The sequence below is a fragment of the Microbacterium sp. PI-1 genome, from assembly GCF_004337555.1.
Classification (GTDB): Bacteria; Actinomycetota; Actinomycetes; order Actinomycetales; family Microbacteriaceae; genus Microbacterium; species Microbacterium aurugineum.
Window position 1 is genome coordinate 1 of the sequence record NZ_SJYZ01000009.1, and the last position, 20,549, is coordinate 20,549.

Sequence of the window (20,549 nt, forward strand, 5' to 3'; positions counted from 1 at the left end):
CCCCCTCCTGTCGTCGACGCCCCCTCCTGACGTCGTGCGCGCGAGGGGGTCTCGGCGCGCACGGGGGCGTCGACGGAAGTGGTGAGGCTGGATCGGGATCCTGGACCGGGGCGCCGGGTCGGAGCGGGGCGCGGGGCTGCCGGGTCGGATTGCGTGGTTGCACTCGGGCGGAAGCTCATGACATGATCTCGGAAAGCGCTTTCCGGTCCTGTGGATCGGAACCACAACCAGCCGCCCGAGACAGAAACGGAACACCATGGCACAGGCGAACACCCGCGAGATCGGGATCATCATGAACGGCGTCTCGGGGCGCATGGGCTATCGGCAGCACCTCGTGCGCTCGATCCTCGCGATCCGCGATCAGGGCGGCATCGAGTTGTCCGACGGCTCCCGCATCACCGTGAAGCCGATCCTCGTCGGCCGCAACGAGTCCAAGCTCGCCGAGCTCGCCGCGAAGCACGGCATCGAGGACTGGACGACCGACCTCGACGCCGCGCTCGCTGACCCCCGGTGGGAGATCTACGCCGACTTCCTGGTCACCAAGGCCCGTGCCACCGCGATCCGCAAGGCCATCGCCGCGGGCAAGGCGATCTACACCGAGAAGCCCACCGCCGAGTCGCTCGAGGAGGCACTCGAACTCGCGCGCCTCGCGAAGGAAGCCGGCGTGAAGACCGGGGTCGTGCATGACAAGCTCTACCTGCCGGGCCTGCAGAAGCTCAAGCGCCTGATCGACTCGGGCTTCTTCGGTCGCATCCTCTCGGTGCGCGGCGAGTTCGGGTACTGGGTCTTCGAGGGCGACTGGCAGCCCGCGCAGCGCCCGAGCTGGAACTACCGCACGGAAGACGGTGGCGGCATCATCACCGACATGTTCCCGCACTGGAACTACGTGCTGGAGAATCTCTTCGGCGAGGTCAAGAGCGTCTACGCGCAGGCGGCCGTGCACATCGCCGACCGCTGGGACGAGCAGGGCGAGCACTACACGGCGACGGCCGAGGACGCGGCCTACGGCATCTTCGAGATCGAGGGCGGCGTGATCGCCGAGATCAACTCCTCCTGGACCGTGCGCGTGAACCGGGACGAGCTCGTCGAGTTCCAGGTCGACGGCACCCACGGATCCGCGGTGGTCGGGCTGTTCGGCGCGAAGATCCAGCCCCGGAACGCCACCCCCAAGCCGGTGTGGAACCCTGATCTCGAAGACACCCGCGACTACGACGCGGACTGGCAACAGGTGCCGACCAACGATGTCTTCCTCAACGGCTTCCGCCAGCAGTGGGAGGAGTATCTGGTGTCGTACGTCGAGGGCACCGACTACCCGTTCGACCTGCTCGCGGGCGCCCGTGGAGTGCAGTTCGCCGAGGCCGGTCTGACCTCCAGCGCCGAGGGCCGCAAGATCGCCCTCGAGTCGTTGACCCTGGATTGAGGCGCACGATGGCCACGCTCCGACTCCTGCACCCGACAGGCGCGACCACCGACGTCGCTCTCAACGATGTCGGTGCCTGCACGCGTCCGACCGCACCGCTGCGGAGCCGCGTCGCATACGCCGCCGCACACGTCGTGCCCAAGGTGCACGCCGACAACACCCCCGGGCAGCCCGCCGACATCGACTGGGACGCCACGCTCGCGTTCCGCCGCAACGTGTTCTCCTGGGGGCTCGGCGTCGCCGATGCGATGGACACCGCGCAGCGCAACATGGGCTTGGATGCCGCGGCCACGCGGGAACTGATCGCTCGCAGCGCTGAAGTCGCCCGCGAGGAAGGCGGCTCGGTGGTGGTCGGCGTCAACACCGACCACATCGCCGAGTCGGAGATCTCCCTCGACCAGGTGATCACGGCCTACACCGAACAGCTGCACTTCGCAGAGGAGCACGGGGCCGGTCCTGTGCTGATGGCGTCCCGGCACCTCGCCCGCGCGGCGACGGATGCCGCGGACTACCGTCGCGTCTACCGCGAGGTGCTGTCCCGGGCGACGACCCCCGTCGTGCTGCATTGGCTCGGAACCGCCTTCGACCCTGCGCTCGCCGGCTACTTCGGGGCAGACGGCTGGCAGGAGGCATCCGAGGTGCTGCTGCAGATCATCGCCGAGAATCCGGGGAAGATCGCGGGAGTGAAGATGAGTCTGTTGAACGCCGAGTCCGAGATCTCGGTGCGCGCACGGCTTCCCGAAGGCGTGCGGATGTTCACGGGCGACGACTTCAACTACGTCCGTCTGATCGGGGGCACAGCGGAAGGGATGACGCCGGGCGATGACATGCACTCCGACGCCCTCCTCGGCGCGTTCGCGGCGATCACCCCGGTGGCTTCGGCGGCGATCCAGGCTCTGGACGCCGGTGACCAGGAGGAGTATCTGCGCATCCTGGGCCCGACCGAAGCGCTCAGCCGGCAGGTCTTCGCCGCCCCCACGTTCTATTACAAGACGGGCGTGGCCTTCCTCGCCTGGCTGAACGGGCATCAGCCCGCGTTCCAGATGGTCGGTGGTCTGCATTCCGCGCGCAGCCTGCCGCATCTGAGTCGCATCGTCGAGCTTGCGAACACCTCGCTCGCGCTGGAGCAGCCCGACCTCGCACAGCAACGGTGGCACCGCATGCTGCGCGTGAACGGAGTGGACGCATGAGCCCTTCTTCGCAGATCCCCGACCCGCGGCTGTCGATCAACCAGGCGACGATCAAGCATGCCGATCTCGCCACCGCGCTGCGGCTCACGGCAGACGCGGGAGTGCGATCGATCGGCCTCTGGCGGGAGCCCGTGCATGCGGTCGGCCTCGACGTCGCTGCGCGGATGCTGTCCGACTCGGGTCTGCGCTTCTCGACGCACTGCCGGGGCGGCTTCTTCACCCTGCCGGCCGGTGCGGACCGGGAAACGGCGTTGGATGACAACCGCAGGGCGATCGAGGAGACCGCGACGCTGGCCGCGGCCGGTGCGGAAGGCTCGACCGCCGTGCTCGTGCTCGTCGCGGGCGGATTGCCTGCGGGATCACGCGACCTGATCGGAGCGCGGGAGCGGGTGCGCGATGCGATCGGTGTCCTCGCTCCCGAGGCGGAGGCGGCGGGGGTGACGCTCGCGATCGAGCCGCTGCATCCGATGTACGCGTCGGACCGCGCCGTCATCTCGACGCTCGGGCACGCACTCGACATCGCCGCTGACTTCGCGCCCGAGGTGGTCGGGGCCGCCGTCGATACGTTCCACATCTGGTGGGATCCGCAGGTGCTCGAACAGATCGCGCGGGCGGGCAGGGAGAACCGGATCGCGACCTATCAGGTGTGCGACTGGAAGACACCCCTCGCCGCCGACGTGCTGCTCTCCCGGCACTACACAGGAGACGGGGTGATCGACTTCGGCTCACTCACCCGTGCGGTCGTCGCGACCGGGTACGACCGCGACATCGAGGTCGAGATCTTCAACGCCGAGATCTGGGCGGATGCCCCGGAGAGCGTCGTGCGCCGCACGGCGGAGACATTTGCGGCTGCCGTCTCTCCGCACCTCGCATGAGGTCCGATCCGGAGGTTCGGCGTACCATGTGTCGGGAGCGCGCACGGATGCAGGGCGCACGGGCGGCTTTCCGTCCGACATCCATGCATCGGCCCGACATCCGTGCATGGGGCGTCGCTGCGTCGGCGGGCCGCCCGTGACCCCCGAGGTCGGCGGGCCGCGGGGCGGGGAAGTAGGATCTGGGGCATGACAGAGCCCGCATCGTCGGCGGAGCGGCCGGCGCCGACCAGGGCCCAGCGTCACACGCGGGGACCCGCACCCACCCTGCACGACGTGGCTCGCGAGGCCGGTGTATCGCTTGCGACCGCCTCCCGTGTGCTCAACGGATCGGAGCGCAAGGTCGCCGAGTCGTTCCGTGAGCGTGTGGAAGCGGCGGCCGCGGAACTGGGCTACACCGCGAACGTCTCCGCCCAGGCGACCGCGCGTGGCACCTCGCCCGTCATCGCCCTGCTCGTCGCCGACATCGCCGACCCCTACTTCGGTCTGATCGCCTCGGGGGTGGCGCGCGGTGCCGACGAGCACGGGCTCGTCGTCACGGTCGCCATCACCGACCGTGATCCGGCCCGGAAGGCGCGCATCGTCCGAGCTCTGCGGGGTCAGCGGCCGCGGGGCCTGATCCTCGCCGCCTCCGGCACGCAGGACCCGATCGAGGCCGATGTCGCCCACGACCTCGCCGAGTTCTCGCGTCTGGGCGGCAGGGTGGTCGCCTTCGGGCCGGGCTCCGGCGTGGAGCGGAGTATCGAGATCGACAACCGCTCCGGAGCCGAGGCGCTGGGACGACGGATGGCCGAGCGGGGGTATCGCTCGGCGATCGCGCTCGGTGCCGCCGAGGGCGTGTGGACCTCGGATGATCGTCTGGCCGGGTTCCGCGCCGGATTTGAGGCTTCAGGAGGAGCTGTCGTGCGCACGCTGCGTGGCGGCTTCCTCCGTGAATCAGGCGCGGAGAGTATGGCCGCGGCGCTCGCCGACGGTGTGCCCACCGGCACCCTGGTCTTCGCGATCACCGATGTCGTCGCGATCGGCGCGATGTCCGCGATCCGCGATGCCGGTCGGGAGATCGGCGCCGACATCGCGGTCTGCGGCTTCGACGACGTGCCCGCGAGCAGCGACGTCTCCCCGGCACTGACGACGGTGCGTGTGCCGCTGAGCGAGGTCGGCTACCAGGCCTTCCGTGCGACGGTGGATGCGGACTGGGAGCAGGCGCCGCTGCCGCTCGACGTGGTCGTGCGCGCGAGCACCCCGGGGGTCCCGCGGTGACCCGGGTCGTGCTGGCACCGGACAGCTTCAAGGGCACGATCACGGCAGCCGATGCCGCGGCGGCGCTCGCCGAAGGATGGGCGTCCGTCGACCCCGCGGCGGAGTTCGTGCACCGGCCCATGGCGGACGGCGGCGAGGGCACCGTGTCGGCGTTCGAGGCCGCGGTTCCGGGGGCCGTGCGGATGCCGGTCACGGTCGACGGGCCTGCGGGGCACCGGATCGATACCTCCTGGCTGCTGCTTCCCCCGACCGAGGATGCTCCCGCAGGGACGGCTGTCGTCGACCTCGGCTCGACATCGGGCATCGAGTTGCTGACGGAGCTGCGCCCCTGGGACGCCGACACCGCCGGGTTCGGGCAGGCCATGGCCGCCGCACTCGATCACGGGGTCTCGCGCCTCGTCGTCGGGATCGGCTCGAGCGCATCGACCGACGGCGGCACCGGCATGCTGTCGGCACTGGGGGCGCGGTTCCTCGATGCCGCGGGCGCTCTTGTCGCTCCGGGCGCACGGGGACTCGGAGACATCGCCGCGGTCGACCTCTCCGGACTGCGCCCGGCTCCGGAGGTGCGCGTGCTCACCGACGTGACGAACCCGCTCGTCGGTCCGCGCGGGGCCGCCGCGGTGTTCGGCCCGCAGAAGGGACTGCGCACCCTCGACGACATCGCCCTCGTCGACGACGGGCTGCGCCGGCTCGCCGCACTGCTCGGCGTCGATCCGGACGGCGCGGGGAACGGCGCGGCCGGAGGGACCGGTGCCGCCCTGGTGGTGTGGGGCGGAATCCTCGCTCCCGGCGCATCCGAGGTCGCGGAACTCATCGGGTTGGCCGAGGCGATCGCCGATGCCGATGTGGTCATCACCGGGGAGGGGTCCTACGACGGGCAGTCCGGCGACGGCAAGGTGCCCTCCTACCTCGCGGGTCTCGCCGCTGAGGCCGGGACGCGCGCGATGGTCGCGGCCGGTCGCATCACCGAGGATGCGGATACCGCGCTGTTCGCGGCATCCGCCTCACTCACCGAGCTGGCAGGCTCCCCCGACGCGGCGCTCGCCGAACCGGCGCGCTGGCTGCGCGAGGCCGGCGCCGTGCTGGCCCGTTCCGCCGCAGCCTGAGACGTCGCCCGCGTGGGTCAGTCGCCGAGTGCGGCCGACACGACAGCGCGTGCCTCCGCCTGGACCTCCGCGAGGTGCTCGGGGCCGCGCAGGCTCTCGGCGTAGAGCTTGTAGACGTCTTCCGTGCCGGACGGGCGCGCCGCGAACCAGGCGTGCTCCGTCTGCACCTTGAGACCTCCGATCGCCGCACCGTTGCCGGGCGCGTGTGAGAGCTTCGCCGTGACCTCCTCGCCGGCGAGGGTGGTGGCCGTCACCGACTCGGGGGCGAGCTTTCCGAGCGTCGCCTTCTGCTCCGGTGTCGCGGGGGCATCGACCCGCTGGTAGGCCGAGGCGCCGAAGGCCTCCTCCAGCTCGGCGTACCGCTCCGAGGGCGTCTTGCCCGTGACGGCGATGATCTCGGCGGCCAGCAGGCACAGCAGGATGCCGTCCTTGTCGGTCGACCACACGGAGCCGTCCTTGCGGAGGAAGGACGCCCCGGCCGACTCCTCGCCGCCGAACGCGACCGAGCCGTCGAGGAGTCCGGGGACGAACCACTTGAACCCGACCGGGACTTCCAGCAGGCGGCGACCGAGCGATTCGGCGACGCGGTCGATGATCATCGACGACACGAGCGTCTTCCCGATCGCGGCATCGCGGGGCCAGTCCTGCCGATGCGAGAACAGGTAGTCGATCGCGACGGCCAGGTAGTGGTTCGGGTTCATCAGCCCGGCGTCCGGGGTGACGATGCCGTGCCGGTCGGCATCCGCGTCGTTCCCGGTCAGTACGTCGTAGTCGCCCTTCTTCGCGACCAGCGACGCCATGGCCGAGGGCGACGACGGATCCATCCGGATCTTCTCGTCCCAGTCCAGGGTCATGAAGCGCCAGGTCGGGTCGACCTCGGGGTTCACCACGTCCAGGTCGAGGTCGTGCATCTCGGCGATGAGTGCCCAGTACTCCACGGACGCTCCGCCCAGAGGGTCGGCGCCGATGCGCACCCCGGCCGTGCGGATCGCGTCGAGGTCGATGATGGACGGCAGATCCCGCACATACTCCTCGCGGAAGTCGTAGCCGGTGAGGGCATCCCAGTCGATGTCGGCGAAGCGCTCGAGCTTCACTCCCTCGAGCCCCGCGGCGATCAGGGCGTTCGCGCGGTCGGCGATCCATCCGGTGGCGTCGGTGTCGGCGGGTCCTCCGTGCGGCGGGTTGTACTTGAAGCCGCCGTCGCGGGGCGGGTTGTGCGACGGGGTCACGACGATGCCGTCCGCACGACCGGGGTCGTCGTCTGCGCGTCCACGGTTGTAGGTCAGGATCGCGTGGCTGAGCGCGGGGGTCGGCACCCACGAGTCGCGGGCATCGACCCTCACATCCACACCGTTCGCGAGCAGCACCTCGATGGCGCTGCGCTCGGCGGGCAGGGAGAGTGCGTGCGTGTCCCGACCGAGGAACAGCGGACCCGTGATGCCCTGGGCTGCGCGATAGTCCACGATCGCCTGCGTCGTGGCGAGGATGTGGTTCTCGTTGAAGCTGTTCGACAGGGAGGAACCGCGATGGCCGCTGGTCCCGAAGACGACCCGCTCGGCCGCGACCTCGGGGTTCGGTGTGCGGTCGTAGTAGGCGGCGATCAGTTCGTCGACGTCGATCAGGTCACTTTCCTCCGCAGGGAGGCCGGCACGGCTGGTCATCCTCTCAGTCTGCCCCCTGATGGGCGGGATCGCACCCGAGAAGTCATGCGTATCTCCGTCGTCGCGCCGAGGGCTAAGGTGAAACCCGTGACTGAACGCCGCACCTACAGCTATCTCGGCCCGGCCGGAACCTTCACGGAGGCGGCGCTCGATCAGGTGGCGGAGGCTCGCGGCCAGACGTGGCGCCCCGTGCACAACGTGGGTGAGGCGCTGGCCGACGTGCTCGAGGGCCGCAGCGATGCCGCCATGATCGCGATCGAGAACTCCATCGAGGGCGGTGTCTCCACCACGCAGGATGCACTGGCGACCCTGCCGGGCCTGCGCATCATCGGTGAGTACCTGGTGCGGGTGAACTTCGTGCTCGTCGCCCCGCGTGGCACGACGCTCGATCAGGTCGAGGTGATCGCGGCGCACCCCGTCGCCTATGCGCAGTGTCATGGCTGGCTCGGTGAGCATCTGCCCTCGCACTCGCACGTGCCGGCCTCGAGCAACGTGGCGTCGGCGATCGGCGTCCTCGACGGCACCCTCGCCGCGCAGGCGGCCATCGCCGCCCCGGGCATCGTGAGCCACTACGACGTCGACGTGCTCGCGGAGGGCATCGGCGACAATGCGCAGGCCGTGACCCGCTTCGTGCTGGTCACCCGGACGACCCGTTCCCCCGAGCCCACCGGCGCTGACAAGACCTCCCTGATCGTCGAGCTCCCGCACGATCACCCCGGTTCGCTCCTCGAGATGCTGGAGCAGTTCTCGACCCGCGGGATCAACCTCTCGCTCATCGAGTCGCGGCCGATCGGCGACGAACTCGGTCGCTACCGGTTCGTTATCGACGCGGACGGACACATCGAGCACGAGCGCATGGCCGACGCGCTGCTCGGCATCCGCCGCTTCAGCCCGCGCGTGGTGTTCCTCGGCTCCTACCCGCGTGCGGATCGCCAGATCGTGCAGTACCCCGACCGCTACTCGGACGACGTGTTCGTCGAGGCGCGCGACTGGCTGCGCGGCATCCTCTCCGGCGAGCCCGAGGTCTGACCCCCGCCCCCGCGGTGCGGGCGGCCGGTGCGGGCGGCCGGTGCGGGATCGAAAACGCGCCTCCGGGACGTCACGGAGGCGCGTTTTTCATCCCGCACGAGCGGGACTCGGGGTCAATGCTCCTGGAAGCGCGGCCAGTCGCTGCCGGGAGCCATGCGCGCGTGCAGGGCACCCTTCGCGGAAGCGAGGCTGGGATAGGTGCTGGCTTCGGCATCCGCTTCCGCCATCGTGACGTGGTATCCGTCGTCGTCGTGCCGGATGCTGCCGACCACTCCGTTGCGTCCGTAAGCGACCCAGAGTGCGAGCGTCTTGGTGGTGCTCATCTTCGGACCCCCTTTCTGCCGTCGAGGGTACGCCGATCTGTGTGTTGTCGACACCCCTTGACGGGATCCGCGGCGCGGTTGCGGGATCGACAACGCACCTCCGCTGGCCGGGCGAGGATCGTTTCTGATCCCGCACCGAAGGACGCAGGTGTCAGCGCGAGGAGATCACCCGGCGGATGAGGGAGACGAGGGCGGAGCCGCCGTCGCGCAGGTCGAGCTCGGTGACGCGGATCACGATCCATCCGGCGGCTTCGAGGTCGCGCTGTCGACGGATGTCGGTGCGCCACTGCTCGCGGCTCGTGCGGTGTCCGTCCCCTTCGTACTCGATCGCGATGCGCCACTGCGGATAGGCGAGGTCGACGCGGGCGATCGCCCGTCCGGCGGCCCGGACGACGTGCTGGATCTCCGGCTCGGGAAGCCCTGCGTCGACCAGCAGCATCCTGGTCTCGGTCTCCTTCGGTGACTCGACTCCTCCGCGCACTCGGGGGAGAGCCCTGCGGATGCGCCCGCACCCGGGGAAGCGCCCCCACTCGAGGAGCCGCTGTTCGATCCTCTCGACGTCCACCGAAGGTCTGCCCTCGTGGAGGCCGGGGTAGTTGTCGGCCGCGGTGATCAGGGCTTCCAGGGCGACGTTCATCGGCACACGGGTCAGCTCCGCGGCGCAGAGGAAGAACGCAGCCACGGGGTCGACCACCGGTACCCTTCCGATCTCCCAGGAGTGTGCTCGCCCCGACGCGATGCGACGACCACGGATGCCGACCGTGCGTGGGGGAGAGTGGCCCGTGTCCACTGCGACGTCCAAGGGTTCGGCCGTCGTCCAGTGAACCGGGAAGGGGATTCCCCAGAGCCGCAGCGCCGTCCGTCCGGCGAAACGCTGGCCCGGTCGCAACCGCGGCACGTAGCACTCCACGTGCTCGACGAAGCTGGCGGGCGCCTCCGCAGCGCGGACACCTGCATACGGCCGGATGAGATCGCGCGCGGAGTGCCGCTTGCGCCCGACTCCGGACGCTTCGGCATCGCGGACGGAGAAGTGCGCGCCGAGCTCGGCGGGGAGGGGGATCCGGTGTCGCATCCGCCCATGGTCGCTCGCGAGCTTCCGCTCCGTCCCGCCCTCCAGCCTTGCGCTCCGGCATCTGTGGACAACTGCCGCCTGTGGAGAACGCCCGCTCCGGCTGCGGGATCAAAAACGCGCCTCCGGGTGCCCGGGAAGGCGCGTTTTTGATCCCGCAACCGAGTGGGGGACGGGAGGGGACCGGGACGGGAGCGGGACCGGGGTCAGAGGGCGGCGGCGATGAGTTCCAGGGACTGGGCTCGGCCGAGGGGGGAGTCCTTCGGCTCGGACTCGTACGCACCGGCGACCGGGGACAGCATGACCTCGTCGACACCGTGGCGCTCGGCGAAGCCGCGGACCTCTGCGGCCACGCTCTCTCCGGTGCCGACGAACCAGCGGGAGCGGGCGGCCTGGACGACCTCATCCGTGGTGGCGTCCGTCTCCGCGGCGAGTGCCTCCTCGACGGTCTCGAGCGCTCCCAGCGGCTGGTTCAGCCGCAGCCGTGCCATCATCCGCAGTTGCGGGAGCGCACGAGCTTCCGCTTCCTCCGTGGTGGGCGCGGCGACCGCGTTCACCGTGAGGAAGGTTCGGGGCTCCGGGTGCTCCTCGCTCGGACGGTAACCCGTGCGGTACAGGTCGAGCGCGCGCTCGAGTCCCTGTCCTGAGAAGTGGTTCGCGAAGACGTAGGGGAGTCCGTGGGAGGCCGCGAGCTGGGCGGAGTAGTCGCTCGATCCGAGCAGCCACACCTCGGGGGACCCGGTCGCCGCCGGGGTCGCGCGCACGGTGTACTCGCCGCCCGAGGTGAACCGCACGGTGGCGCCGTCGCCCGAGAGGAGCGCGGCGATGTCCTGGACGTGACGGGGGAACTGCTCGACGTCACTCGTGGTGCCGGAGCCGCGGAGCAATTGCGTGATCACGGGGTCGCTGCCGGGGGCGCGACCGAGGCCGAGGTCGATGCGTCCCGGGGCGATGGCCTCGAGCGCCGCGAACTGCTCAGCCACGATGAGGGGCGCGTGGTTGGGCAGCATCACACCACCGGATCCGAGTCGCAGGCGCGTCGTGCGCGTCGCCGCAGCGGCGATCAGCACCGGGGGTGTGGTGGACGCGACGGCCGGCATGTTGTGGTGCTCGGCGAACCAGTAGCGGCGGTAGCCGAGGCGGTCGGCGGTCTCGGCGAGGGACAGGGAGGAGGCGATGGCCTCGGCGCTCGTCTGGCCGGTGCGCACCGGGACGAGATCGAGGACGGAGAGAGCTGTAGCGGACATCCTCTCCTGCAACGTCTCGCGGGGTGGCGTCATTCCCCCCGGTAGCGTTGCCGTATGGAAGCAGGCATCTTCTACGTCCTCGTCGGTTCCGTCGCCGTGGCCGCGTTCGCGCGTTGGAGAGGATGGCCGGCGCCGCTGCTCGTGACCGTCGTGGCGCTCGCCGCGTCGTTCCTGCCGTTCGTGCCCGAGCTGGACATCGACGGACACCTGCTGCTCAGCCTGGTGCTGCCGCCACTGCTGTACTCAGCCGCGCTCGACGTGTCGTTCGTCGGCTTCCGGCGCAGCCTGCCGCAGATCCGTCGGCTCGGGATCTGGCTCGTGCTGCTCACCGCGGTCGCCGTGGGGTTCGTGGCGTGGTGGCTCCTGCCCTCGCTCACCCTTCCCGGCGCGCTGCTGCTCGGTGCGATCGTGGCCCCGCCGGATGCGGTGTCGGCCGCGGCGATCGGCCGTCGCCTCGGACTGCCCCGGCGCATCATGACCGTGCTCTCCGGCGAGAGCCTGATCAACGACGCGACCTCCCTCACGCTCTACCGGGTGTTCGCGGCCATCCTCGCCGGTGCGACGCTGACGGTCTGGGACGGCATCTGGCAGTTCCTCCTGGCGGTCGGCGTCGGCGTCGGCGTCGGTCTGGTGTTCGGAGTCGTCCTGCACCAACTGCGCACCCGCATCAGCGACCCGGTGGTGATCGGCACATTCGGGCTCCTCGCCCCGTTCGGTGCCTACGCGATCGCCGAGCACCTGCTCGGATCCGGGGTGCTCGCGGTCGTGGCGATGGGGCTCTACGTCGGCTACAACTCGCCGCGCACCGACTACACCACGCGGCAGCAGGAGAAGCCGCTGTGGCTCTCGGCCGACCTGCTGCTGGAGAGCTTCGTGTTCGCCTACATCGGTCTGCAGTTCCCGCGTGTGCTCAACGACCTGGGCAGCGAGTCGGTCGGGCGGATCCTGCTCCTGTCGGGAGCGGTGTTGCTCGTGGTGCTGATCGTGCGACCGCTCTACATCTATCCGACCAGCGCATGGGCGAACTTCCAGGATCGCCGACGGCTCGAACGCTGGGATCGCGGCGTCGAGACCGAGCAGTTCGAGAAACGACACAAGAAGTCCCGGCGCTGGGGGGACTACTCCCCCGACGAGTTGCGCAGCCATATCGTGCGCGAGCGGATGGCAGGGCTGCAGCTCAGCTGGAAGGACAGCGCCGTCATCTCCTGGGCGGGGATGCGCGGTGTGGTGACCCTCGCGATCGCGGTCGCCGCCGCCGACCTCGCGACCCTCGACACCGAGGCGTCGCATGCCATCGTCGTCGTCGCCTTCATCGTGACCGTCGGCACGCTGCTGATCCAGGGGCTCACCCTCCCGCTGCTGATCCGCGGTCTCGGGATCGCGAGCGACGTCGACGAGGAAGAGGACCGGGAGGCGCTCGCCGCCGTCCGGGAGAAGAGTCGCGAGGCCGGCAAGGCCTACCTGGCGACGAAGCGTGTCGAATGGGAGGCGAAGTACGGCGAGGTCGACCTCGGGATCTTCGACGCGTTCACCAAGCGGATGACCCGGGTCGAGAAGGACACGGACGAGGTGCAGAAGGTGGAGGATGCCGCGAGCCGGCCCTCGTACGAGGACCTCGTCGCCCTGACGAAGGGCTGGTTGCAGGTGCGGCGCGAGATCCTGCTCGCCGAGCGGGATGCGGGCAACCTCGACGAGGAGGTCATGCGCGAGCTGATCGCCGCGATGGATGCCGAGGAGCTCGCGCTCGACACCCGGGGTGCCACGCGTTCGCAGAGCCGCGCCTGAGTGCCGGACGACGGAGCGCCCCGTCCCGGAGGGGACGGGGCGCTCTGCGTGAGGCGGAACCGCGGTCAGCGGGCGCCGACCGGCTCCTTGTCGGAGGAGGTGTCCGTTTCCGGGGCGCCCTCGTCGTCTCCGGAGTCGTCGGCGAAGGGGAGGCCTTCGCGCGGAGCGTTGTAGAGCTCCTCGTTCAGGATGCCTTCGCGCTTGGCGACGATCGTCGGGATCAGTGCCTGGCCGGCCACGTTGACCGCGGTGCGGCCCATGTCGAGGATCGGGTCGATCGCGAGCAGGAGTCCGACGCCCTCGAGCGGCAGGCCGAGAGTCGACAGTGTCAGGGTGAGCATCACGACGGCGCCCGTGGTGCCAGCGGTGGCTGCGGAGCCGACGACCGAGACGATCACGATCAGCAGGTACTGCACGAAGTTCAGCTCGATGCCGAAGAACTGGGCGACGAAGATCGCGGCGATGGCGGGGTAGATCGCCGCGCAGCCGTCCATCTTGGTGGTCGCACCGAGCGGGACGGCGAACGACGCGTACGAGCGGGGGACGCCGAGGTTGCGCTCGGTGACGCGCTCGGTGAGAGGCAGCGTGCCGATCGACGAGCGGCTGACGAAGGCGAGCTGCACGGCCGGCCAGACACCGGAGAAGTACTGCTTGATCGACAGGCCGTGCGTGCGCACCAGGACCGGGTAGACGACGAAGAGCACCAGCGCGAGGCCGATGTAGACCGCAGCCGCGAACCAGCCGAGGGAGGCCAGCTTCTCCCAGCCGTACTTGATCACGGCCGAGCCGATGAGGCCGAAGGTGCCGATCGGGGCGATGCGGATGATCCACCACAGCACGCGCTGGATGACCTTCAGCAGCGACTCGGTGAAGACCAGGAACGGCTCGGCCTTCTTGCCGGCCTTGAGAGCGGCGATGCCGACGACGGCCGCCACCACGATGACCTGCAGGATGTTGAAGCCGACGTTCGACGAGAAGGTGCCCTCGACAGCACCGGGCGAGGTGCTGACGGTGAGGCCGAGGAAGTTCTGCGGGATCAGGCCGAGGAGGAAGTTCCACCAGGTGCCGACCGTGTACGGGTCGCCGGGCTCGAGGCCGTCACCGGCGCGGTTGCCGGGCTGGATCACGAGGCCGAGGACGATACCGATGATGACGGCGATGAAGGCGGTGATCGCGAACCAGAGGATCGTCTGACCGGCCAGGCGGGCGGCGTTCTGCACCCGGCGCAGGTTCGAGATGCTGGCGACGATCGCCGTGAAGATCAGCGGGACGACGGCGGCACGCAGCAGCGTGACGTACGAGCTGCCGATCGTGTCGAGGGTCGCGGACAAGCCGGTCGGGTTCTCGGCGGTGGCGCCGAGTTGGCGGCCGATCAGACCGGCGGCGATGCCGAGGACGAGGGCGGCGAGGATCTGGAAGCCGAACGACGTCAGCAGCTTCCGGACCGGTCCGCGGGTGTCAGGCGCCTTCTGCGCGCGTGCGGTGGTGCTCATGGGGTGGGGACTCCAGGATCGCGGTGCGCCGGGTGCGCGCCATGAGGCTCAACGCTAGGACTCCCTGGGAATTCCCTGGGTGGATATGACGAAGGATGACGCGGTTTCCTCCCGACGGTGGTCGGGTCAGCGGGAGGCGAGCACCAACAGGTCGCCGACCTCGCAGTCGAGCGCTTCGCAGATCGCCCGCAGGGTCGAGTAGCGGATGGCGCGGGCGCGGTCGTTCTTGAGCACCGACAGGTTCACGATGCTCACCCCGACCGTGGCGCTGAGCTCCGTGAGGGTCATGCCTCTCTCTGCGAGCAGCTCGTCGAGTCGGCAGTGGATGCCGGTGAACTCGTCGTCGCTCTCGGCCGGGCTCACACCAGGCCCTCCGTCTCCTTCTGGAGCGCCGCCTTCTCCTGTTGGAGACGGATGCGTTCCTGCTCGAGGCGTGTGCCTTGACGGAACACAGCAGCGAGGGCCAGCAGCCCGAGCGCGCCGACGAACGGGAGCGGCGTGACGGTCAGCTGGTAGAACGATGGATACCACTCGCTGTCCGGTGAGAAGGCCTCGCGAAGGCCGGCCGTCGCCGCGATCCCGCTCAGGAGGTCGGCCGTCACGCCGAACACGAGCACGGCGATCGCTCCGCCGGTGAGGCCACGCGTCACGGAGCGCGAGAATGCCCGCCCCCGCAGCGTCTGGAAGCAGACGATCGCCACGATGACCGCGGGCATGGTGGTCAGAGCAAGGCTGCCCAGTTGTGCGGACATCGCGAGCAGCCGGAGCCCGAGCGACGCCTGGCCGACAGTGAAGTCCGAGAGCTGCTCACTGCCGCAGGTCAGCATCGTCGTGGCGCTGTCGCCGAACTCCGAGCAGGGGAGACCGGCCGGCCAATCGAGATACACCTGAGTCTGGCCGTCGAACTCCGCCCAGGGGACGGAGAATGCCTTGATGATGATGACCACAGCTCCCACCGCGGACATCAGGATCCACCATCCGGAGAGCGTGAGTGCGGCATCCAGAGCGATCGTGCGGCTGCCGCTTCGGCGTCCTTTCCACACGACGAAACCGAGGATGACCGCGATCACCGCGAGTGCGATCCCGATGTAGAGCAGGGAAGGCCATACCTCGGCCGAACCGAAACTGAGCATCAGACGAGTCCTTCCGTGTCACGTTCGAGGCGCCGACCGATCTCGAAGACACCGGCGATGAGGGCGAGGGCGAACGCCCAGCCGACCGGGGCGAGGTCGAACTGCACCAGCAGGGTCCACAGCACGTCCTCGACGCCGGGATCCGCGGCGGCCAGGTCTTGGACGACCATCGCCCGCCCGATCCCGCCGGCCAGCTGCCCGAGGAGCGCTCCGGCGAGCATCAGGCAGGCGGCGAGGCCGAAGATCCACCCGAGCGACGCACGGAAAGGTCGCGAGCGGATGAGGGACACGCCCAGCCACCAGACCCCCGCGCACAGCGCCATCGTGGCGAGTGCCGGGAGTGCGACCTCGAGGAGAAGCATCCAGCGGGCGCCGGTGGTCATCGTCGAGAACGTGACGAGGGCGGAGTCGACGGTTGCCGCGCTCACGCCGGAGACGTCATCGAGTGCGGTCAGGTCGACGTCGTGGATCGGCATGAGCACCGCAGGCGCCGCGCCGAACATCTCGAACGCGGCGGAGGCAACCGCGAAGATCGCGCCGATCCCGACGCTCACGGCGCCGGTGGCGATGAGTCCGAGGGCGATCCCGTCGGCGAGTGAGGGGCGTCCTTGTCTGGTGAGCATCGCTGTCTCCTTGACGTTGGTTGTTATCGACATTCGTTAACATAACGACTGTCGATAACTCGGTCAACCCCCGGTATGCCCACGGCGAACACGGGCATACGTGCCCGATGTGGTGGTTACTCTCGATGTACAAGCGCTTCACGCGTCTTCGCCCCGTGCGAATAAGGAGTCACAGCATGTTCGAGAGATTCACGGACCGAGCCCGTCGAGTGGTCGTCCTCGCCCAAGAAGAGGCGAAGATGCTCAACCACAACTACATCGGGACCGAGCACATCCTGCTCGGCCTCATCCACGAGGGTGAAGGCGTCGCCGCCAAGGCCCTCGAGAGCCTCGGCATCTCCCTCGACGCCGTGCGCGAGCAGGTGCAGGACATCATCGGCCAGGGTCAGCAGCAGCCGACCGGGCACATCCCGTTCACCCCCCGTGCCAAGAAGGTGCTCGAGCTCAGCCTCCGCGAGGCCCTGCAGCTCGGCCACAACTACATCGGCACGGAGCACATCCTGCTCGGTCTCATCCGCGAGGGCGAGGGCGTCGCCGCTCAGGTGCTCGTCAAGCTCGGTGCCGACCTCAACAAGGTCCGCCAGCAGGTCATCCAGCTGCTCTCCGGTGCCCCCGGGCGCGAGCCGGCCTCCGTCGGCGCGCAGACGAACGACTCGCCGGCCGGTGCCCAGGGCGGCTCCGCCGTGCTCGACCAGTTCGGACGCAACCTCACGCAGGCCGCACGCGACAACAAGCTCGACCCGGTCATCGGGCGCGAGAAGGAGGCGGAGCGGGTCATGCAGATCCTCTCCCGGCGCTCCAAGAACAACCCCGTCCTGATCGGTGAGCCCGGCGTCGGCAAGACCGCGGTCGTCGAGGGCCTGGCCCAGGCGATCGTCAAGGGCGATGTGCCCGAGACGCTGAAGGACAAGCAGCTCTACTCGCTCGACCTCGGCTCGCTCATCGCCGGTTCCCGCTACCGCGGTGACTTCGAGGAGCGCCTGAAGAAGGTCACCAAGGAGATCCGCACGCGTGGCGACATCATCGTCTTCATCGACGAGATCCACACCCTCGTGGGTGCGGGTGCCGCCGAAGGGGCGATCGACGCGGCCAGCATCCTGAAGCCGCTCCTCGCCCGTGGCGAGCTGCAGACGATCGGTGCCACGACGCTCGACGAGTACCGCAAGCACTTCGAGAAGGACGCCGCGCTCGAGCGTCGCTTCCAGCCGGTGCAGGTCAACGAGCCGACACTGCCGCACGCGATCAACATCCTCAAGGGGCTGCGCGACCGCTACGAGGCGCACCACAAGGTGCAGATCACCGACGGCGCCATCGTGGCCGCGGCGAACCTCGCCGACCGCTACGTCTCCGACCGCTTCCTCCCGGACAAGGCCATCGACCTGATCGACGAGGCCGGCGCACGCCTGCGTCTGTCGATCCTGTCGAGCCCGCCCGAGCTGCGGGAGTTCGACGAGAAGATCGCCGCCGTGCGCGAGCAGAAGGAGATCGCTTCCGAGGAGCAGGACTTCGAGAAGGCCGCCTCCCTGCGCGATGAGGAGAAGAGCCTCCTCGCGGAGCGTCTCCGCCTCGAGAAGCAGTGGCGTGCAGGCGACGTCGCGACCTCCGCGGTCGTCGACGAGGGTCTGATCGCCGAGGTGCTCGCTCAGGCCACCGGCATCCCCGTCTTCAAGCTCACGGAAGAGGAGTCCAGCCGACTCGTCTTCATGGAGAAGGCCCTGCACCAGCGCGTCATCGGTCAGGAGGAGGCGATCGCCGCTCTCTCCAAGACGATCCGCCGTCAGCGTGCCGGTCTCAAGGACCCGAAGCGTCCTTCGGGCTCGTTCATCTTCGCCGGCCCCACGGGTGTCGGAAAGACCGAGCTCGCCAAGGCCCTCGCCGAGTTCCTGTTCGACGACGAGGCCGCGCTGATCTCCCTCGACATGAGCGAGTTCGGCGAGAAGCACACCGTCTCGCGTCTGTTCGGTGCCCCTCCCGGGTTCGTCGGATTCGAAGAGGGCGGCCAGCTCACCGAGAAGGTGCGGCGCAAGCCGTTCAGCGTGGTGCTCTTCGATGAGATCGAGAAGGCCCACCCCGACATCTTCAACTCGCTGCTGCAGATCCTCGAAGAGGGTCGGCTCACCGACGGTCAGGGTCGGATCGTGGACTTCAAGAACACGGTCATCATCATGACCACCAACCTCGGTGCCCGTGACATCGCAGGCGGCCCCGTCGGCTTCCAGATCGAGGGCAACGACTCGACCAGCTACGACCGGATGAAGGGCAAGGTGAACGAAGAGCTCAAGCGGCACTTCAAGCCCGAGTTCCTGAACCGTGTCGACGACATCATCGTGTTCCCGCAGCTCTCGAAGGAGGAGCTGGTGCAGATCGTGGATCTGTTCACCAAGCGCCTCGGCGAGCGTCTGCTGGACCGCGACATGACGATCGAGCTGTCGCAGGCCGCCAAGGAGCGGCTGATCGAGATCGGCTTCGACCCGGCGCTCGGCGCCCGACCGCTGCGTCGCGCGATGCAGCACGAGGTCGAGGACCGTCTGTCCGAGAAGATCCTCCACGGCGAGCTCAACTCGGGTGACCACGTGAAGGTCGATGCGAAGGACGGGCAGTTCCTGTTCGAGCACGGCCCGCGCGGCGAGAAGGTCGCGGTCGGCGTCAACACCGGTGGCGGTGCGATCGCCGGCACTCCCGACCTGGCGGTCGCCAGCGGCGAGTAAGTCAGACAGAACCACGAAGGGGCGGATGCTGCGGCATCCGCCCCTTCTGTGTCCCGGTCCCTCCTGCGAAAACCCAGACGGGATGCGATCGCCCGGGCGCGTCATGCTCACGACGCGCCGCACGTGACCGGACGGTCTGGGTTTTCGCAGGGGCATGGGTCATAGGCTTGTGCCGTGAGCGAGTACATCGTCCGACCGGCGCGCAGCGCCGACGTCATCGGCATCCGCAACCTCCTGCAGCCCCTCGTGGAGCAGCGCATCCTGCTCGGCAAGGACCTCGCGGTACTCTACGGATCCGTGCAGGAGTTCGTCGTGGCGGAGGCGGACGGGGTGCTGATCGGCTGCGGTGCGCTGCACGTGATCTGGGAGGATCTGGGCGAGGTGCGCACCCTGCTCGTGCGCGACGACTGGCTGCATCACGGAGTCGGTCGGGCCATCGTCGACCGGCTGGAGGAGACGGCGCGGATGCTCGGGCTCTCCCGCCTGTTCTGCCTCACCTTCGAGGTCGAGTTCTTCAGCCGTCGGGGCTTCACACCCATCGGGGAGCAGGTCGTCGACCCCGACGTCTACTCCCAACTGCTGCGCAGCGGTGACGCCGGTGTCGAGGAGTTCCTCGACCTCGCCCACGTCAAGCCCAACACGCTCGGCAACACACGCATGCTCAAAGTGCTCTGAGGTGCCTCCTGCTCGACGACCGTCCGTCGGCCTCCCGGATTGCGCAGGTGCGATCGCTTAGCCTGGAGACATGCCCCGTCGTTCCGCCGCCGTCTACCGCCGTCGGCGACTGGTCGTCATCGGCGGGCTCGTCCTGCTCCTCGCGGCCATCGGTGTCGGGGTGTGGCTGCTGATCGCGAAGCCGTGGGCTTCCGCCGAGACCGGTCCGAAGCCGTCGGCGTCCTCATCGGAGACCTCCACGCCCTCACCGTCGCCCGGGACGGCGTCTCCTTCTCCGGATCCGTCGGCCTCGCAGACACCCGCGATCGTCGCCTGTGAGGCGAAGGATGTCGAAGTCGCCGCGGTGGCCGATGCGGAGACCTATGCCGCCGGAGTCCTGCCGAAGCTCTCGATCTCCTTGACCAACAAGAGCACGAAGGACTGCACGATCGACGTCGGATCGACGACGCAGGTGTTCACGGTCTCCAGCGGTTCGGATGTGTGGTGGCGCTCGACCGACTGCCAGAAGGACCCGAGCAGCATGATCGCGACGCTCACCGCCGGGACGACCGTCACGAGCAAGGACCCGGTGACGTGGGATCGGACGCGTTCGAGCGTCGAGACCTGCGACCAGGAGAATCGGCAGCGCGCGCCCGGTGGGGGAGCCTCGTACCATGTCGAGGTGTCGATCGGCGGGTTCACGAGCCCCAGCACGGTACAGATTCTGCTGTACTAGCGGCCTCCGTCTTCGAAGCGACGGTGACAGGAAGCATTCGAAATGCGTCGTCATCTGCCCTGCGGGGTGCGAATCACGGCGATGTGAGCATCGTTCGCCGCATCATGCTGACAGGTGCTCATCTTTGGGATACCATTGAGATGACTCTCCGCATCATGCGGCACAAGCCATCCCCAGTGGCGTCGAACTACAGCGTCCCCAGCGCTTCGACATCGCCGCTCGAGAGTCCGAGGGCCCTCT

Annotated in this window: 18 protein-coding genes; 10 read left to right on the forward strand and 8 right to left on the reverse strand. The window is 69.0% G+C overall.

Translation table 11 applies throughout. The features are described from left to right. The first annotated feature begins 256 nt into the window (after window positions 1–256). From E0W80_RS09300 to E0W80_RS09320, 5 genes are all read left to right on the forward strand, one after another. Entirely contained in the window at window positions 257–1,420 is a 1,164-nt protein-coding gene (locus tag E0W80_RS09300; RefSeq protein WP_131492225.1) for a Gfo/Idh/MocA family oxidoreductase, read from the forward strand. 8 nt (window positions 1,421–1,428) lie between these two features. Next, entirely contained in the window at window positions 1,429–2,610 is a 1,182-nt protein-coding gene (locus tag E0W80_RS09305) for a dihydrodipicolinate synthase family protein (protein WP_131492226.1), read from the forward strand. Beyond that, entirely contained in the window at window positions 2,607–3,485 is an 879-nt protein-coding gene (locus E0W80_RS09310; RefSeq protein ID WP_131492227.1) for a sugar phosphate isomerase/epimerase family protein, read from the forward strand. The genes E0W80_RS09305 and E0W80_RS09310 overlap by 4 nt, the downstream gene beginning before the upstream one ends. A gap of 186 nt (window positions 3,486–3,671) precedes the next feature. Then, the gene (locus E0W80_RS09315) at window positions 3,672–4,742 is read left to right on the forward strand and encodes a LacI family DNA-binding transcriptional regulator (RefSeq protein ID WP_081996904.1); all 1,071 of its coding nucleotides are present in this window, start codon (window positions 3,672–3,674) and stop codon (window positions 4,740–4,742) included. Further along, window positions 4,739–5,848, forward strand: coding sequence for a glycerate kinase (locus E0W80_RS09320; RefSeq protein ID WP_131492228.1), 1,110 nt, complete (start codon window positions 4,739–4,741; stop codon window positions 5,846–5,848). The genes E0W80_RS09315 and E0W80_RS09320 overlap by 4 nt, the downstream gene beginning before the upstream one ends. Window positions 5,849–5,865: 17 nt before the next feature. Here the strand turns inward: E0W80_RS09320 and pgm are convergent, their stop codons facing one another. Next, window positions 5,866–7,509, reverse strand: a complete 1,644-nt coding sequence (gene pgm, locus E0W80_RS09325) for a phosphoglucomutase (alpha-D-glucose-1,6-bisphosphate-dependent) (protein WP_131492229.1) — start codon at window positions 7,507–7,509, stop codon at window positions 5,866–5,868. A 45-nt stretch (window positions 7,510–7,554) separates the two neighbouring features. Between pgm and pheA the strand changes: the two genes are divergently transcribed. Then, window positions 7,555–8,538, forward strand: a complete 984-nt coding sequence (gene pheA / locus E0W80_RS09330) for a prephenate dehydratase (protein WP_052193296.1) — start codon at window positions 7,555–7,557, stop codon at window positions 8,536–8,538. A 113-nt stretch (window positions 8,539–8,651) separates the two neighbouring features. Here pheA and E0W80_RS09335 read toward each other — a convergent pair whose 3' ends face one another. The 3 genes from E0W80_RS09335 to E0W80_RS09345 all read right to left on the reverse strand — a co-directional run bounded on the left by E0W80_RS09335 (window position 8,652) and on the right by E0W80_RS09345 (window position 11,177). Beyond that, complete coding sequence (locus tag E0W80_RS09335) at window positions 8,652–8,861, reverse strand: hypothetical protein (protein ID WP_047520283.1); 210 nt, start codon at window positions 8,859–8,861, stop codon at window positions 8,652–8,654. Between the two features lie 151 nt (window positions 8,862–9,012). Beyond that, entirely contained in the window at window positions 9,013–9,933 is a 921-nt protein-coding gene (locus E0W80_RS09340; protein WP_131492230.1) for a hypothetical protein, read from the reverse strand. Between the two features lie 203 nt (window positions 9,934–10,136). Continuing rightward, window positions 10,137–11,177: an LLM class flavin-dependent oxidoreductase gene (locus tag E0W80_RS09345; RefSeq protein WP_131492231.1), complete on the reverse strand. Its 1,041-nt coding sequence runs from the start codon at window positions 11,175–11,177 to the stop codon at window positions 10,137–10,139. A 54-nt stretch (window positions 11,178–11,231) separates the two neighbouring features. Here E0W80_RS09345 and E0W80_RS09350 point away from each other — a divergent pair, with 54 nt between their 5' ends. Next, complete coding sequence (locus E0W80_RS09350; protein WP_131492232.1) at window positions 11,232–12,962, forward strand: sodium:proton antiporter; 1,731 nt, start codon at window positions 11,232–11,234, stop codon at window positions 12,960–12,962. Window positions 12,963–13,027: 65 nt separating this feature from the next. Here the strand turns inward: E0W80_RS09350 and E0W80_RS09355 are convergent, their stop codons facing one another. The 4 genes from E0W80_RS09355 to E0W80_RS09370 all read right to left on the reverse strand — a co-directional run bounded on the left by E0W80_RS09355 (window position 13,028) and on the right by E0W80_RS09370 (window position 16,211). Continuing rightward, window positions 13,028–14,455, reverse strand: a complete 1,428-nt coding sequence (locus E0W80_RS09355; protein ID WP_205802328.1) for a dicarboxylate/amino acid:cation symporter — start codon at window positions 14,453–14,455, stop codon at window positions 13,028–13,030. Window positions 14,456–14,581: 126 nt separating this feature from the next. Further along, complete coding sequence (locus E0W80_RS09360; RefSeq protein WP_131492233.1) at window positions 14,582–14,818, reverse strand: helix-turn-helix transcriptional regulator; 237 nt, start codon at window positions 14,816–14,818, stop codon at window positions 14,582–14,584. Next, a complete protein-coding gene (locus E0W80_RS09365; protein WP_131492234.1) occupies window positions 14,815–15,588 on the reverse strand; it encodes a hypothetical protein in 774 nt (257 codons plus the stop codon). The genes E0W80_RS09360 and E0W80_RS09365 overlap by 4 nt, the downstream gene beginning before the upstream one ends. Then, window positions 15,588–16,211, reverse strand: coding sequence for a hypothetical protein (locus tag E0W80_RS09370; protein ID WP_131492235.1), 624 nt, complete (start codon window positions 16,209–16,211; stop codon window positions 15,588–15,590). The genes E0W80_RS09365 and E0W80_RS09370 overlap by 1 nt, the downstream gene beginning before the upstream one ends. Window positions 16,212–16,387: 176 nt before the next feature. Between E0W80_RS09370 and E0W80_RS09375 the strand changes: the two genes are divergently transcribed. From E0W80_RS09375 to E0W80_RS09385, 3 genes are all read left to right on the forward strand, one after another. Next, window positions 16,388–18,919, forward strand: coding sequence for an ATP-dependent Clp protease ATP-binding subunit (locus E0W80_RS09375; RefSeq protein WP_047520266.1), 2,532 nt, complete (start codon window positions 16,388–16,390; stop codon window positions 18,917–18,919). A gap of 174 nt (window positions 18,920–19,093) precedes the next feature. After that, window positions 19,094–19,594: an amino-acid N-acetyltransferase gene (locus E0W80_RS09380; RefSeq protein WP_047520264.1), complete on the forward strand. Its 501-nt coding sequence runs from the start codon at window positions 19,094–19,096 to the stop codon at window positions 19,592–19,594. 70 nt (window positions 19,595–19,664) lie between these two features. After that, entirely contained in the window at window positions 19,665–20,309 is a 645-nt protein-coding gene (locus tag E0W80_RS09385) for a hypothetical protein (protein ID WP_131492236.1), read from the forward strand. Window positions 20,310–20,549 lie beyond the last annotated feature (240 nt).

Excerpts from the sequence above, each read along its gene's own strand:
- E0W80_RS09300 (WP_131492225.1), top strand. The coding sequence starts at position 257 with ATGGCACAGGCGAACACCCGCGAGATCGGGATCATCATGAACGGCGTC.
- E0W80_RS09305 (WP_131492226.1), top strand. The coding sequence starts at position 1,429 with ATGGCCACGCTCCGACTCCTGCACCCGACAGGCGCGACCACCGACGTC.
- E0W80_RS09310 (WP_131492227.1), top strand. The coding sequence starts at position 2,607 with ATGAGCCCTTCTTCGCAGATCCCCGACCCGCGGCTGTCGATCAACCAG.
- E0W80_RS09315 (WP_081996904.1), top strand. The coding sequence starts at position 3,672 with ATGACAGAGCCCGCATCGTCGGCGGAGCGGCCGGCGCCGACCAGGGCC.
- pgm (WP_131492229.1), bottom strand. The coding sequence starts at position 7,509 with ATGACCAGCCGTGCCGGCCTCCCTGCGGAGGAAAGTGACCTGATCGAC.
- pheA (WP_052193296.1), top strand. The coding sequence starts at position 7,555 with ATGCGTATCTCCGTCGTCGCGCCGAGGGCTAAGGTGAAACCCGTGACT.
- E0W80_RS09335 (WP_047520283.1), bottom strand. The coding sequence starts at position 8,861 with ATGAGCACCACCAAGACGCTCGCACTCTGGGTCGCTTACGGACGCAAC.
- E0W80_RS09340 (WP_131492230.1), bottom strand. The coding sequence starts at position 9,933 with ATGCGACACCGGATCCCCCTCCCCGCCGAGCTCGGCGCGCACTTCTCC.
- E0W80_RS09345 (WP_131492231.1), bottom strand. The coding sequence starts at position 11,177 with ATGTCCGCTACAGCTCTCTCCGTCCTCGATCTCGTCCCGGTGCGCACC.
- E0W80_RS09350 (WP_131492232.1), top strand. The coding sequence starts at position 11,232 with ATGGAAGCAGGCATCTTCTACGTCCTCGTCGGTTCCGTCGCCGTGGCC.
- E0W80_RS09355 (WP_205802328.1), bottom strand. The coding sequence starts at position 14,455 with ATGAGCACCACCGCACGCGCGCAGAAGGCGCCTGACACCCGCGGACCG.
- E0W80_RS09365 (WP_131492234.1), bottom strand. The coding sequence starts at position 15,588 with ATGCTCAGTTTCGGTTCGGCCGAGGTATGGCCTTCCCTGCTCTACATC.
- E0W80_RS09370 (WP_131492235.1), bottom strand. The coding sequence starts at position 16,211 with ATGCTCACCAGACAAGGACGCCCCTCACTCGCCGACGGGATCGCCCTC.
- E0W80_RS09375 (WP_047520266.1), top strand. The coding sequence starts at position 16,388 with ATGTTCGAGAGATTCACGGACCGAGCCCGTCGAGTGGTCGTCCTCGCC.
- E0W80_RS09385 (WP_131492236.1), top strand. The coding sequence starts at position 19,665 with ATGCCCCGTCGTTCCGCCGCCGTCTACCGCCGTCGGCGACTGGTCGTC.